The sequence below is a fragment of the Catellatospora sp. TT07R-123 genome, assembly GCF_018327705.1.
GTDB lineage: Bacteria > Actinomycetota > Actinomycetes > Mycobacteriales > Micromonosporaceae > Catellatospora.
Genome location: NZ_BNEM01000001.1, coordinates 3,152,267 through 3,165,181 on the forward strand (window position 1 = coordinate 3,152,267; position 12,915 = coordinate 3,165,181).

Here is a 12,915-nt window from a genome sequence, read left to right on the forward strand (position 1 = left end):
GTGCCCCCGACACGCCGCCGAACCGTGCCATAAGTTCATGATCGACCCGTGAGGGGGGCACGGCCGGGGGTCAGTGGCCGTTGAAGGCGTCGCGGACGCGGGAGAAGAAGCCGCCTTGCTTGGACAGTTCGGCTACCTCTTCGCCGCGGAGGCGGGCGAACTCGCGGAGCATGCGCTCCTGTTCGTTGTCTAGTTTGGTGGGGGTTTTGACGTCGAGGTGGACGAAGAGGTCGCCTCGGCCCTGGCCGCGCAGGTGCGGGACGCCCTTGCCGCGGATGCGCAGGGTCGAGTTCGGCTGGGTGCCGGGCTTGACCTCCAGCTGCTCCTCGGAGTCCAGCGTCTTGATGGTGAGGCGGGTGCCCAGGGCGGCCGCGGTCATCGGGACGGTGACCTTGCAGTGCAGGTCGTCGGCCTTGCGCGCGTACACGTCGTGCGAGCGCTCGTGGATCTCGACGTACAGGTCGCCGGAGGGGCCGCCGCCGGGGCCGACCTCGCCCTGGCCCGCCAGGCGGATGCGCATGCCGTCCTCGACCCCTGCCGGGATCTTGACGGTCAGGCTGCGCCGGGTGCGGACCCGGCCGTCGCCGGCGCAGGTCGGGCACGGGTGCGGGATCGTGGTGCCGTAGCCCTGGCAGGCGTTGCAGGGGCGCGAGGACACGACCTGGCCGAGGAAGGTGCGCTGCACCGACTGGACCTCGCCGCGGCCGCCGCAGGTGTCGCAGGTCTGCGGATGCGTGCCCGCCGCGGTCCCGGCGCCGGAGCAGGTGGTGCACAGCACCGCCGTGTCCACGGTGATCGGGGCCTCGACGCCGAACGCGGTCTCGACCAGGTCCAGGTCCAGCCGCAGGATCGCGTCGGCACCCGGCCGGGTGCGCGGGCGCGGGCCGCGCGAACCGCTGCCGCCGAAGAAGGCGTCCATGATGTCCTGGAACCCGACGAACGGGCCGCCGCCGCCCGCGCCGGGGCCGGCCCCGCCGCCGCCCGGCGCCAGCGGGTCGCCGCCGAGGTCGACGATCCGCCGCTTCTGGTCGTCCGAGAGCACCTCGTACGCGTTGTTGATGTCCTTGAACTTCTCCGCCGCGGCCGGGTCGGGGTTCACGTCCGGGTGGTACTGCCGGGCCAGCTTGCGGTAGGCCCGCTTGATGTCGTCGGCGTCGGCGTCCTTGGGCACACCCAGGATGCCGTAATAGTCCTTGGCCACGCTGTCCTCAAGCCTCGTTCAACAACACGCTACGGAAAAATCGTCGGTCAATTCTGCGCCAGCAGCTCGCCGACGTAACGTGCGACGGCACGTACGGTGGCGATGGTGCCGGGATAGTCCATCCGGGTCGGCCCCAGCACGCCCAGGCCTCCCACCACGGTGCTGCCCGGACCGTATCCGGTGCTGACCACCGAGGTGACCCGCAGGTCGGCGACCTCGTTCTCGTCGCCGATGCGCACCCGGGTCGCGCCCGCCTTCACCTCGTCGAAGAGCTTGAGCAGGATGACCTCCTCCTCCAGCGCCTCCAGGATCGGGCGCAGCGAGCCGGTGGCCAGGTCCAGCGGACCCACCCGGGCCAGGTTGTGCGTGCCCGCCAGCGCGAGGCGCTCCTCGTGCCGCTCGACCAGGGTCTCCATCAGCACGCTGGCCAGGGCGGTCACGGTCGCCTTGGCCTCGGGCTCGGCCCGTTCGACCAGCCCCTGCACCAGCGGGGGCGTGTCGGCGAGCTTGATCCCGGCCAGGGTCACGTTGAGCAGCCGGCGCAGCTCGGTGATCTCGTCAGGTTCGACGGGGGTGGGCAGCTCGACCGTACGCTGCTCGACGCGGCCGGTGTCGGTGATCATGACGAGCAGCAGCCGGGTGGTGGAGACCGGGACCAGTTCCAGGTGGCGCACGGCCGACCGGGCCAGGCTCGGATACTGCACCACGGCGACCTGCCGGGTGAGCTGGGCCAGCAGCCGGACGGTGCGGTGCACCACGTCGTCGAGGTCGACGGCGCCGATGAGGAACCGCTCGATGGCGCGGCGCTCGGCCGGGGTCAGCGGCTTCACCCGCGACAGCCGGTCCACGAACAGCCGGTAGCCGCGGTCGGTGGGCACCCGCCCGGCCGAGGTGTGCGGCTGGCGGATGTAACCCTCCTCCTCCAGCACGGCCATGTCGTTGCGGACGGTCGCCGGGGACACGCCCAGGGCGTGCCGTTCCACCAGCGCCTTGCTCCCGACCGGCTCCTGCGTGGAGACGTAGTCCTCCACGATCGCACGCAGGACCTCGAGCTTGCGGTCGTCCAGGCCCATGCCGCTCCTCCCGCTTGGCACTCGTGGTTGGTGAGTGCCAGTCTACGTGGCCGCGCACCGGGTTGGGATAGGCGTGGTGACCCGCCCGACACCCCGAGCGGCCGGACAGGGGGTCCGACCGGTCGCGGCGGGGCCCGAGACGGACCAGACAACGATTGAGCACGTAGGCGGTTGCAGATTGTCGCCTATCGGTCACGGGTGTTGACTGGCGCCGTTTGATCCACAGACCTAGCCTGACGGGCATGAGTGAACCCACCCCGCCCGGTTCCGCCCCCCAGGAGCCGCCGGTGCCGTCGGCTCCGTCCTTCGAGCCTCCGGCCCCGGCCGCGCCGCCGTCGGCACCGTACTCGCCGCCGGCCTCGGGCGGTTACACGGCTCCTCCGCCCGGCCCCGCGCCGGTCGGCTTCGACAGCAACGACGACAAGACCTGGGCCATGGTCGCCCACTTCGGCGGCGCCGCCGGCGCCCTGCTCGGTGCCGGCACGGGCGGCTGGGTCGCCCCGCTGATCGCGCTGCTGGTGCAGGGCCCGAAGTCGCCGACCGCCCGCGCCCACGCGATCGCCGCGCTGAACTTCCAGATCGGCATCACCATCGTGGCCGCGATCTGCTGGATCCTCAGCTGCCTGGTCGTGACGATCCTGATCGCCCTGGCCGCGACCGTCGTCGGCGCGATCTTCGGCGTGCTCGCCGGCATCAAGGCCAACGAGGGCTCGTCGTACAACTACCCGCTGACGCCGCTGAAGCTGGTCAAGTAAGACCGCCTCACCACGCCAGCAGGGAGTGGACCACCGCGTCCGCCAGCAGCCGGCCGCGCAGCGTCAACGCTGCGCGGCCGTCGCCGTATCCGGCCTCGGTGAGCAGCCCGTCGGCCAGCGCCCGCGCCGCCGCGTCGCGCCCGGCGCCGTCGAGGCGGGCCAGCGGCAGCCCGTCGGCCAGGCGCAGCTGGAGCAGCACCTCCTCGGTGTGGCGCTGCTCGGCGGTGAGCACCTCCCGGCCCAGGCCCGGGGACAGGCCCTCGGCCAGGCGGGCGGCGTACCGGCTCGGGTGCTTGACGTTCCACCAGCGCACCCCGCCCACGTGGCTGTGCGCGCCCGGCCCCAGGCCCCACCAGTCGCCGCCGCGCCAGTAGAGCAGGTTGTGGCGGCAGCGCGACGCCTCGTCCGCGGCCCAGTTCGAGACCTCGTACCAGCTCAGCCCGGCCCCGGTCAGCGCGGCCTCGGCGGCCAGGTAGCGGTCGGCCGCGACGTCGTCGTCGGGGGCGGTCAGCTCGCCGCGGCGGACCCGCGCGGCCAGCCGGGTGCCGTCCTCCACGATCAGGGCGTACGCGCTGACGTGGTCCACCCCGGCCCCGATCACCGCCGCCAGCGAGTCGGCGAAGTCCTGCTCGCTCTCCCCCGGCGTGCCGTAGATCAGATCCAGGTTGACGTGCTCGAACCCGGCCTCGCGGGCCTCGGTGGCGGCGGCCGGGGCGCGCCCGGCGGTGTGCTTGCGGTCCAGGATGCGCAGCACCCCGGGCGCGGCCGACTGCATGCCCAGCGAGATCCGGGTGAACCCGGCCGCGCGCAGTTCCCGCAGCGAGGCGGGCGTCACCGACTCCGGGTTGGCCTCGGTGGTCACCTCGGCCCCGGCGGCCAGGCCCCAGGTGTCGTCGATCGCGGCCAGCATCCGGCCGAGCTGGTCGGGACGCAGCAGCGTCGGCGTGCCGCCGCCGACGAACACCGTGTCCACCTGCGGCGGGGCGGGCATGACCTTCGCGGCCAGGGCCAGCTCCGCGAGGACCGCCTCGACGTACCCGTCGGTGTCGGCCCCTCCCAGCTCAGAGGCCGTGTACGTGTTGAAGTCGCAGTATCCGCACCGGCTGGCGCAGAACGGGACGTGCAGATATACGCCGAAGCCGCGCCCGCCGACGTCGGTCAGCGCGGACTCGGGCAACGCACCGTCGTCGGGTACGGGTTCACCATCGGGAAGCTGGGCCACGCCTCTAGTCTGCCAACATGTCGTCACCTGACTCCCCGCTCGTACGGGTCACCCACGCCCGCGGCGTAACCACCATCACGCTCGACAGCCCGCACAACCGCAACGCGCTGTCCCAGCGGCTCATGCGCGAGCTGCTCGACGCGCTGGCCGCGGCCGGTGCCGACGACGCGGTGCGGGTGGTCGTGCTCGACCACACCGGCCCGGTGTTCTGCTCCGGCGCCGACCTGGCCGAGACCGCCGCGGCCGCCGCCTCCGGGCAGATGCCCGCGGCGCTGCTGGGCGACGTGCTCGCGGCCGTGGCGGACTGCCCGAAGCCGGTGGTGGCGGCGGTGCGCGGCCCGGCCCGCGCGGGCGGCCTGGGGCTGATCGCAGCGGCCGACCTGGCCGTCTGCGACCAGGCGGCGACGTTCGCCTTCACCGAGGTGCGCCTGGGGGTGGTGCCCGCGCTGATCTCGGCGACGGTGCTGCCCCGGTTGTCCCCGCGCGACGCCGCCCTTTACTACCTGACCGGCGACGTCTTCGCCGGGGCCCGGGCCGCCCAGATGGGCCTGGTCAGCGCCGCCGTGCCGGGCGACGAGCTGGACGCCGTGGTCAAGGGCTGGTGCGAGAGCCTGGTCCGGGGCGCCCCGGCCGCGCTGGCCACGACCAAGCAGCTGCTGCGCCGTACCCCCGCGGAGACCATCGGCGCCGAGGTGGCCCACCTGTCGGAGATCTCACTGCGCTTCTTCGGCTCCCCGGAGGGGCGCGAAGGCGTCGCCGCCTTCCGCGAGAAGCGCGACCCCGCCTGGATCCCCCAGGCCTGAGGTGAGGATGGGCACCTTCCACTCGCTTTCCGAGGTAGAAGGTGCCCTTCTTGACGCCGCCTCTCTTAACGCCCGCCTCACAGCGCGACGGCGATGGTGAGGGGGCGGCGTGAATCGGGGCGAGGGGCCTCTCGCGTCGTAAGGTGGCCGGGGAGCCTGCCACGAACCGACGAAACCCCCTCTAGGAGGTCGCGTGCGCGCCCGTTCGGTGCTGACTGTGCTGGTCGTCCTGCTCGTCGTATGCGGGGTCGGCGGCTACCTGGCCCGGACGAAGCTGCCCGACGGCCTGCCGCTGCCCGTGCTCGGCGCCCCGGAGTGCGTGGCCGACGCCGACGGGCAGGTCCGGCTGGACCCGGAGCAGATGGCCAACGCCGCCACCATCGCCGCGGTCGGCATCCGGCGCAACGTGCCCGACCGGGCGGTGACCGTGGCGCTGGCCACGGCGCTGCAGGAGTCGAAGCTGCGCAACCTGGAGCATCTGGGCGGCGGCAACGACCACGACTCGGTCGGGCTGTTCCAGCAGCGTCCCAGCCAGGGCTGGGGCACCACCGCGCAGATCATGGACCCGCGGTACGCCGCCGACCGGTTCTACCGCAGCCTGGCCCGGATCAAGGGCTGGCAGAGGATGCGCGTCACCGAGGCGGCGCAGCGGGTGCAGCGCTCGGCGTACCCGGAGGCGTACCAAAAGTGGGCCGACGAGGCCGAGGTGCTGACGCGGGTGCTGACCGGGCAGGTCCCGGGCGGTGTGACCTGCGACACCAGGGATGACGACGTCGTCCTCACCTCGGCGGGACTGGTCGAGCGGATGAAGCTCGACTTCGGCACCAAGGCCAAGGGCGTCGTCGCGGCCGGAGCCGAGCTGCGCGTGCCCGCCGCGACGGACCGGGCCGGGTGGCAGTTCGCGCACTGGCTCGTGGCCCAGGCGCCCGCGGCCGGGGTGCGGAAGGTGACATTCGCTGACCGCCAGTGGTCCGCCGACAACGGGGCGTGGTCGGCGGCCGAGAAAGTGGCCGAACAGGTGGTGGCAGCGGTCCGGCCAGCCGGGTGAGGCTGGTGGGGAGCCGGTACGCGACGCGTCGTACGCCCCGATTGCGAGTTAGTATCGGCTCTCGTTCGCGAAGTTGGCTCACCCCGGCACGCCACCCCCAAGTCGCGCGCCTCCGATCGCCACCTTCGTCCGTGCCCAGTATGGAAGGACGTAAGGGGAGGACATGACCATCACCTCTCAGCCTGACACCGCTCAGGACGCGGGTTTCACGCCGATCACCGACGCCGAGCGCCGGGAGTTCCACGAGCGCGGGTACCTGCACCTGCCGGGTGTCGTCAGCGAAGAGCGGGTGGCGGAGCTGCAGGCCGAGGCTGATCGCCTCTACGCCGAGCACAAGTCCGTCGGCCACCTGGACAAGACCGGCTCGCTGCACCTGCTCGGCGCCGTGAGCCACAGCCTGGCCTTCGCCCGCATGCTCGACTACGGTCCGACGTTCCGCTACATCTGGGGCCTGGCCGGCTGGAACATCTACTCCCAGCACAACCACCTCGACGTGAACCCGCCGTACGAGGAGGACGAGACCCCGCGCTGGGAGTGGCACCAGGACGGCTGGCGGCAGAACTCCGACGCGGAGTACTACGCCCCCTTCTACGGCGACATCCCGCGCCCGATGCTGTCGCTCAAGGTCGCGATCGTGCTGAGCGACATCTCCGAGCCGGGCCGGGGCCAGACCCTGTGCATCCCCGGCTCGCACCTCAACAACTCGATGTACCGCCCGAGCGACCCGGCCGAGATCGCCAAGGGTCCCGAGGGTGCCGTGCCGTGGCTGGCCAAGCCGGGCGACGCGTTCATCTTCGACCGCCGCCTGTGGCACTCGCGCTCGCGCAACCGCTCGGAGTTCACGCGCCGGATGCTGTTCATGAGCTACACGTACCGCTGGATCCGGCCGGTCGACGACATGCCGATCGACCGCGACTCGGCGTGGTACGCGTCGCTCACCCCGGTGCAGCGCCAGCTCGTCGGCGAGGCCTTCGGCCAGCTGAAGGTGCAGAACATGTGGGGCGTCGGCGACGGCGGCTGGGTCGACGACACGATCCCGGTGCGCGCCGAGCTCAAGGAGCGCGGCCTGCTGGACCGTACGGTGCCCTGGCTGCGCTGACGCGCTGACAGACGGCGACGGCCGGGAACGTCCTCCAGGACGTTCCCGGCCGTCGCCGTCTTCCTGCCCGGATGCCCGGTTTCCAGCTGCCGCGGTTCCGGCTGCCAGAGCTGATCAGTCGATGATCTCCTGGCCGCCGCTGGTGCACTGGCCGGCGACGAAGGCCGGGCTGCCGATCGGCAGGGCCGGGCCGAGCTGGCCGATCAGGCCCGACGAGGCGCACACCTGCAGCGGCAGCAGGTCGATGACCTGGTTGCTGAGCAGGGGAACCACCGCGGGCTCGCGCTTGACGATGGCGCTGTTGCTGTTGCGGCAGTCGCCGAGCACGGTCGTCGGGGACTGCAGCGCCACGGTGGCACCCACCAGACCCGCGGTCGAGCCGCAGACCTGGGTCGCGACCGCGTTCACGACCGAACCGCTGAGCAGGGACACCACGCTGCGGGGCTGTTCGCCCTCGGCGGTCTGCTTGGGCGCGGCGATGAGCGTGTTGGCGTTGCTGCAGTCGCCGATGACGGTCGCAGGCGAGTTGACAGCCGCGGTCACCCCGAGCACGGCGGAGTTCGAGCCGCAGACCTGGATCGGCAGCGCGTTGACCGAGGTGTCGTCCAGGATCGAGATGATCCCCGGCACCTGGTTCTGCCGGATCAGCACGTTCGCGTTGGCGCAGTCACCCAGCACGGTGTTGGGAGACTGCAGCGCGACGGTGGCGGCGAGCACCTGTGACGAGGCCGCGCCACAGGTCTGCCATGCCGCCGCGGTGATGGCGGTGCCGGTGCCGATGGAGATGAGCGGCTGGTTCACCTCGTGCTTCGGACCGCGCGCGACGGTGTCCACCGCCGCTCGGGCCTGCGTGGCCGCCCGGGCCGTCGCCTGCTGGACAGCCGCCTGCTTCAAGGTGGTCGCAGCGGTGCGTACCGGGTCCGCCGAAACGGGTCCCGCCACGGGCGCGGCGGCTGCGGCGGAGCCGAACACCGCGACCGTCGCGAGCGCGCCGGCTGCTACGACCCCCGCCTTGCCTATCTGCATCGTCTCTCCTTGTGGATTCTGGCTTTCCTAAGGAAGGGGCGGGTCGCTGGCGCGACCCGCCCCTGTCTTGCCATGCCGTTGCGACCTGATTAGTCGATGACGGTGTTGGCGTTGAAGCAGCTGCCGATGACCGTGTTCGGCGAGGTGATCGGCACGGCCGCCGCGATGATGTTCGAGCTGGTCGAACCGCATGACTGCAGCGGCAGGATGTTCAGCGAGGTGTTGTCGAGCGCGGAGATGAGGCCCTTCGGGCCCTCCTTGTCGATCTTCACGTTCGCGTTCTTGCAGTCACCGATGACGGTGTTCGGCGAGGTGATCGGGATCGCCACGCTGATCGCGTCGGGCGAGGTCGAGCCACAGGCCTGCAGCGTCGCGGCCAGCACCGAGCTGCCGTTGAGCGCCGACACCAGGCCGAACGGGTCGACGTCCCACGGCGCGTCCCAGCCGCCACCGCGCGCCTGCGGGGCCGCCACGCGGGCCGACTTGCCCATCTGGGCGTAGCCGCCGCGGGTCTTCAGCGCGGAGACCTTGCTGACCAGCGCCTTGCGGGCCACGGCCGTCGCGTCGACGGTGCCCTCGGTGCGGGCCGACTCCTGCCACTTGCCGTAGCCGTGCTGCTCGTGGCCGCCCCACTTGTCGTGGCCGCCGCCCCACTGGTCCGAGTCGTTCCAGTCGTGCGACGCCTGGATCTCGACGTTGCCGTTGGTGCAGTCACCGATCACGGTGTTCGGCGAGGTGACCGGCACGGTGATGCCGACGACCTGGCCGTCGGTCGAGCCGCAGGACTGGACCGTGAGGATGCCCACGGCCGAGTCGTTGCCGACGCCGATCAGCGGGTAGTTGTCGGTCTGCTTGATCTTGATGTTGCCGTTGGCGCAGGCGATCGAGTCCTCGTCGCCGTAGCCGCTGTCGTGGCTGTCGGCGACGACGGTGTTGGGCGAGGTGATCGGCACCGAGATGCCGACGACGTTGCCGCTGGTGGAGCCACACTGCTGGAGGGCGGCCACGTTGACCACCGTTCCGTCGAGCAGCGCGACCAGGGCCTGGGGGTCCACGTCCCACGGCGCGTCCCAGCCACCCTGCCACCCACCGCGAGCCAGCTGCAGCTGACCGGCGCCGACCTGGCGCATCGCGCTGTTCTTGCCCTCGGTGAGGGAGGTGGCCTTCGTCAGCGCAGAGGCGTCCATGGTGGGCGCCGCAGCGGCGGCAGGAGCCCCCATGATCGCCACGGTCGCGAGAGCGCCAGTGGCGACGACTCCGGCCTTCTTCATCTGCATCGTCACTCCTTGTGCGACTTTGGAACCGACTCGCCCAGTACATATCGGGCAGAAGCGGCAAAACACTGCACTTGAGGTAACGATGGGTACATTGCCCAGTTACTACGGCTTTTGACCTTTTGTACGGCGATCTTCGCCGAACGGCCTACCCCGCGCGGACCACCGCATCGCGCAGCGCGCGGTCCATGGTCTCGAAGGCCATCGGGGGCGGATCGGCCAGCGGAAACCAGGTGTGCTCACTGGCTTCCACGGCGTCGACCAGCAGCTGCGCGCCTGCCGGCAGGGTCGCGAAGAAGAAGCAGTCCAGCACCGGCAGCAGCTCGCCCTGGAACTCGTACCCGCCCAGGTACATGCCGACGAAGTCGCCCAGCTCGATGTCGACGCCCAGCTCCTCGCGGGCCTCGCGGCGGGCGGCGTCGGCGGGCTCCTCCCAGCCGTCGCAGAACCCGCCCGGCGTCTCCCACAGACCGGCCCTGGGCGCCCGCGCCCGGCGCAGCGCCAGGAACCGGCCCGCGCCGTCCAGGATGATCAGGCTGACGGTGGGCCGGGCGTTGAGGTAGTGCTCGTACCCGCAACTGCCGCAGGCACAGGGCGGCGCGGCCGACAGGGCCGCGCCGCAGCGGAAGCAGTGCCCCGCGAACGTCACTACTTCTTCTTGCCGGACTCGGGGTTCTCCGAGGTGGACAGTGCGGCGATGAACGCCTCCTGCGGCACCTCGACCCGGCCGACCATCTTCATCCGCTTCTTGCCTTCCTTCTGCTTCTCCAGCAGCTTGCGCTTCCGGCTGATGTCACCGCCGTAGCACTTGGCCAGCACGTCCTTGCGGATGGCGCGGATGGTCTCGCGGGCGATCACCCGGGAGCCGATGGCCGCCTGGATCGGCACCTCGAACTGCTGCCGCGGGATCAGCTTCTGCAGCTTGGACGCGATCGTGGTGCCGTACGCGTAGGCCTTGTCCTTGTGCACGATCGCGCTGAACGCGTCGACCGGCTCACCCTGGAGCAGGATGTCGACCTTGACCAGATCGGACGCCTGCTCGCCGCTGGGCTCGTAGTCCAGGCTGGCGTAGCCCTTGGTCCGGGACTTCAGCTGGTCGAAGAAGTCGAAGATGATCTCACCCAGCGGCAGCGTGTACCGCAGCTCGACCCGGTCCGCCGACAGGTAGTCCATGCCCTGCAGGATGCCGCGCCGGCCCTGGCACAGCTCCATCACCGCACCGACGTACTCGTTGGGCGTCAGCACCGTCGCGCGGGCGACCGGCTCGAACACCTCGGCGACCTTGCCGTGCGGGTACTCGCTGGGGTTGGTGACGACGACCTCCTTGCCGTCGTCGGTCACCACCCGGTAGACCACGTTCGGCGCGGTGGCGATGAGGTCGAGGCCGAACTCGCGCTCCAGCCGCTCCTGGATGATCTCCAGGTGCAGCAGGCCGAGGAAGCCGCAGCGGAAGCCGAAGCCGAGCGCCGCGGACGACTCCGGCTCGTAGACCAGCGACGCGTCGTTGAGCTTCAGCTTGTCCAGCGCCTCGCGCAGCTCCGGGTAGTCCGAGCCGTCCAGCGGGTACAGCCCCGAGTAGACCATCGGCTTGGGGTCCTTGTAGCCGCCCAGCGACTCGGTGGCCGGACGGGCGTTCAGCGTCACCGTGTCGCCGACCCGCGACTGCCGCACGTCCTTCACGCCGGTGATCAGGTAGCCGACCTCGCCGACGCTCAGCGACTGCGACTTGATCGGCTCGGGCGAGATGACGCCGATCTCCAGCAGCTCGTGCACGGCGCCGGTCGACATCATCTTGATCCGGTCGCGGGCGTCCAGCCTGCCGTCGATGACCCGGATGTAGGTGACGACGCCGCGGTAGACGTCGTACACCGAGTCGAAGATCATGGCGCGGGTCGGCGCCTTCGCGTCGCCGCCGCTGGGGGCGGGCAGCTGCCGGACGATCTCGTCGAGCAGGTGCGGCACGCCGTCGCCGGTCTTGCCGGACACCTTCAGGCAGTCCGAGGGGTCGCAGCCGATCAGGTGCGCCAGCTCCTCGGCGTACTTCTCCGGCTGGGCCGCAGGCAGGTCGATCTTGTTGAGCACCGGGATGATGGTGAGGTTGTTCTCCATCGCCAGGTACAGGTTGGCCAGCGTCTGCGCCTCGATCCCCTGCGCGGCGTCGACGAGCAGGATCGCGCCCTCGCAGGCGGCGAGGCTGCGCGACACCTCGTAGGTGAAGTCGACGTGGCCCGGGGTGTCGATCATGTTGAGCACGACCTGCTCGCCGGCCCGGTCGCCCTCGCGGACGGTCCACGGCATGCGCACGGCCTGGCTCTTGATGGTGATGCCGCGCTCGCGCTCGATGTCCATCCGGTCGAGGTACTGCGCCCGCATCTGGCGCGGGTCCACCACCTCGGTGAGCTGCAACATGCGGTCGGCCAGGGTCGACTTGCCGTGGTCGATGTGCGCGATGATGCAGAAGTTGCGGATGGCAGCCGGGTCAGTGTCGCCGGGCTTGTTCGATCCGAGCAGCGGAGGCACGGTGATCCGTTCTGTGAGCATGCGAAAGGCGGCGGTCGCCCCCTCTATGTTCCCATGTCCCCGAACCCGCCCGCTCGGCCCTGCCTTTCACTCCGCCGTCCAGCCCGCCGACCACCCCAAGATCGCGGCGAGATCGCGGCAACTTGCCGGGCAATCGGGCGCATCTTGGGCCGTTATTGCCCCGATTGCCCGGCAAGTTGGTTGATCTTGCGGGTGGGGGCGGCGGGCCGGGCGGCAGGGCGGATCAGCAGCGGCAACCCTCGTTGGGGGGCCAGCCGATGGTCAGCGAGGCGAGGCGGGGCAGGCGGTGGCGCATCTGGGCGTCGTCGTCGAAGTCCCAGCGCTCGCCCGCGGGCTCGGTCTCGGCGGCGGGCTCAGTCTCGCCGACGGCGGGCAGCTCCGCGCCCGTGACCTGCCGGTACGCGTTCGCGGGGGCGTAGCCGACCAGCTCGGCGAAGATCGCGCTGTCGTCGTTCCACTCGATCGCCTCGGCCACGGCGGGGTGCCCGGCCAGTGCGTCGGGGTCGGCCAGGGCCGCCTCGTACCAGTGCCGCCCCGCGGCGACCAGGCCGCTGCGGAAGTCCAGGAAGCCGTCGCGGGTGCAGCCGCTGCCGATCAGGTGCGCCGCGCCCCACAGGTCGTACCGGTCGGCCGCGCCGCGCAGCCGCTCGAACTCGGCCGCGAACTGCTCGATCTGCGCCCCGGGCAGCTCCACCAGCCGCGCGGTGAGCGCCTTGGCCAGGGCCGCGCCGTCCTCGCCGGGTTCGCCCTCGACGTCGGTGCGCGCCTGCTCGATCAGAGCCCAGAACCGATCGGTGTCCACAGCCGCAGAGTCTGCCACCTCGCGCGGGCGGCACCGTGCCGCCACGGCGGCCGAAACCCGGTTGTGCACGT

The 12,915-nt window shown here is 71.3% G+C and carries 12 protein-coding genes; 4 read left to right on the forward strand and 8 right to left on the reverse strand.

Annotated elements, in window-relative coordinates:
• Positions 1–70: 70 nt before the first annotated feature.
• Both dnaJ and hrcA read right to left on the reverse strand, forming a co-directional pair.
• Entirely contained in the window at positions 71–1,201 is a 1,131-nt protein-coding gene (gene dnaJ, locus Cs7R123_RS13465; RefSeq protein WP_212826546.1) for a molecular chaperone DnaJ, read from the reverse strand.
• Between the two features lie 47 nt (positions 1,202–1,248).
• Entirely contained in the window at positions 1,249–2,274 is a 1,026-nt protein-coding gene (hrcA, locus tag Cs7R123_RS13470) for a heat-inducible transcriptional repressor HrcA (RefSeq protein ID WP_212826548.1), read from the reverse strand.
• A gap of 242 nt (positions 2,275–2,516) precedes the next feature.
• Between hrcA and Cs7R123_RS13475 the strand changes: the two genes are divergently transcribed.
• Positions 2,517–3,029 carry a DUF4870 domain-containing protein gene (locus Cs7R123_RS13475; protein ID WP_212826550.1) on the forward strand — a complete coding sequence of 171 codons (513 nt, stop codon included), beginning with the start codon at positions 2,517–2,519 and terminating at the stop codon, positions 3,027–3,029.
• A gap of 7 nt (positions 3,030–3,036) precedes the next feature.
• On the opposite strand, the gene hemW is transcribed toward Cs7R123_RS13475, so the two are convergent.
• A complete protein-coding gene (gene hemW, locus Cs7R123_RS13480) occupies positions 3,037–4,251 on the reverse strand; it encodes a radical SAM family heme chaperone HemW (protein ID WP_212826552.1) in 1,215 nt (404 codons plus the stop codon).
• A 17-nt stretch (positions 4,252–4,268) separates the two neighbouring features.
• Here hemW and Cs7R123_RS13485 point away from each other — a divergent pair, with 17 nt between their 5' ends.
• The 3 genes from Cs7R123_RS13485 to Cs7R123_RS13495 all read left to right on the forward strand — a co-directional run bounded on the left by Cs7R123_RS13485 (position 4,269) and on the right by Cs7R123_RS13495 (position 7,201).
• On the forward strand, positions 4,269–5,054 hold the full coding sequence (locus tag Cs7R123_RS13485) for an enoyl-CoA hydratase-related protein (protein WP_212826554.1): 786 nt from the start codon (positions 4,269–4,271) through the stop codon (positions 5,052–5,054).
• A gap of 193 nt (positions 5,055–5,247) precedes the next feature.
• Complete coding sequence (locus Cs7R123_RS13490; protein ID WP_212826556.1) at positions 5,248–6,102, forward strand: hypothetical protein; 855 nt, start codon at positions 5,248–5,250, stop codon at positions 6,100–6,102.
• Between the two features lie 163 nt (positions 6,103–6,265).
• Entirely contained in the window at positions 6,266–7,201 is a 936-nt protein-coding gene (locus Cs7R123_RS13495; RefSeq protein ID WP_212826558.1) for a phytanoyl-CoA dioxygenase family protein, read from the forward strand.
• Between the two features lie 114 nt (positions 7,202–7,315).
• Here the strand turns inward: Cs7R123_RS13495 and Cs7R123_RS13500 are convergent, their stop codons facing one another.
• The 5 genes from Cs7R123_RS13500 to Cs7R123_RS13520 all read right to left on the reverse strand — a co-directional run bounded on the left by Cs7R123_RS13500 (position 7,316) and on the right by Cs7R123_RS13520 (position 12,844).
• Positions 7,316–8,227, reverse strand: coding sequence for a hypothetical protein (locus Cs7R123_RS13500; protein WP_212826560.1), 912 nt, complete (start codon positions 8,225–8,227; stop codon positions 7,316–7,318).
• Positions 8,228–8,316: 89 nt separating this feature from the next.
• Positions 8,317–9,504, reverse strand: coding sequence for a hypothetical protein (locus Cs7R123_RS13505; RefSeq protein WP_212826562.1), 1,188 nt, complete (start codon positions 9,502–9,504; stop codon positions 8,317–8,319).
• Between the two features lie 145 nt (positions 9,505–9,649).
• Positions 9,650–10,150, reverse strand: coding sequence for an NUDIX domain-containing protein (locus Cs7R123_RS13510; protein ID WP_212826564.1), 501 nt, complete (start codon positions 10,148–10,150; stop codon positions 9,650–9,652).
• Positions 10,150–12,021, reverse strand: a complete 1,872-nt coding sequence (gene lepA, locus Cs7R123_RS13515) for a translation elongation factor 4 (RefSeq protein ID WP_212826566.1) — start codon at positions 12,019–12,021, stop codon at positions 10,150–10,152. Before lepA ends, Cs7R123_RS13510 begins: the two co-directional genes overlap by 1 nt.
• 244 nt (positions 12,022–12,265) lie before the next feature.
• Positions 12,266–12,844 (reverse strand): DUF4240 domain-containing protein, encoded by a 579-nt coding sequence (locus Cs7R123_RS13520; RefSeq protein ID WP_212826568.1) that lies wholly within the window; start codon positions 12,842–12,844, stop codon positions 12,266–12,268.
• Positions 12,845–12,915 lie beyond the last annotated feature (71 nt).

Bases quoted from the DNA above. Each gene is read 5' to 3' on its own strand.
- Cs7R123_RS13475 (WP_212826550.1), top strand. From the start codon at position 2,517: ATGAGTGAACCCACCCCGCCCGGTTCCGCCCCCCAGGAGCCGCCGGTG.
- hrcA (WP_212826548.1), bottom strand. From the start codon at position 2,274: ATGGGCCTGGACGACCGCAAGCTCGAGGTCCTGCGTGCGATCGTGGAG.
- Cs7R123_RS13500 (WP_212826560.1), bottom strand. From the start codon at position 8,227: ATGCAGATAGGCAAGGCGGGGGTCGTAGCAGCCGGCGCGCTCGCGACG.
- Cs7R123_RS13495 (WP_212826558.1), top strand. From the start codon at position 6,266: ATGACCATCACCTCTCAGCCTGACACCGCTCAGGACGCGGGTTTCACG.
- Cs7R123_RS13485 (WP_212826554.1), top strand. From the start codon at position 4,269: ATGTCGTCACCTGACTCCCCGCTCGTACGGGTCACCCACGCCCGCGGC.
- Cs7R123_RS13505 (WP_212826562.1), bottom strand. From the start codon at position 9,504: ATGCAGATGAAGAAGGCCGGAGTCGTCGCCACTGGCGCTCTCGCGACC.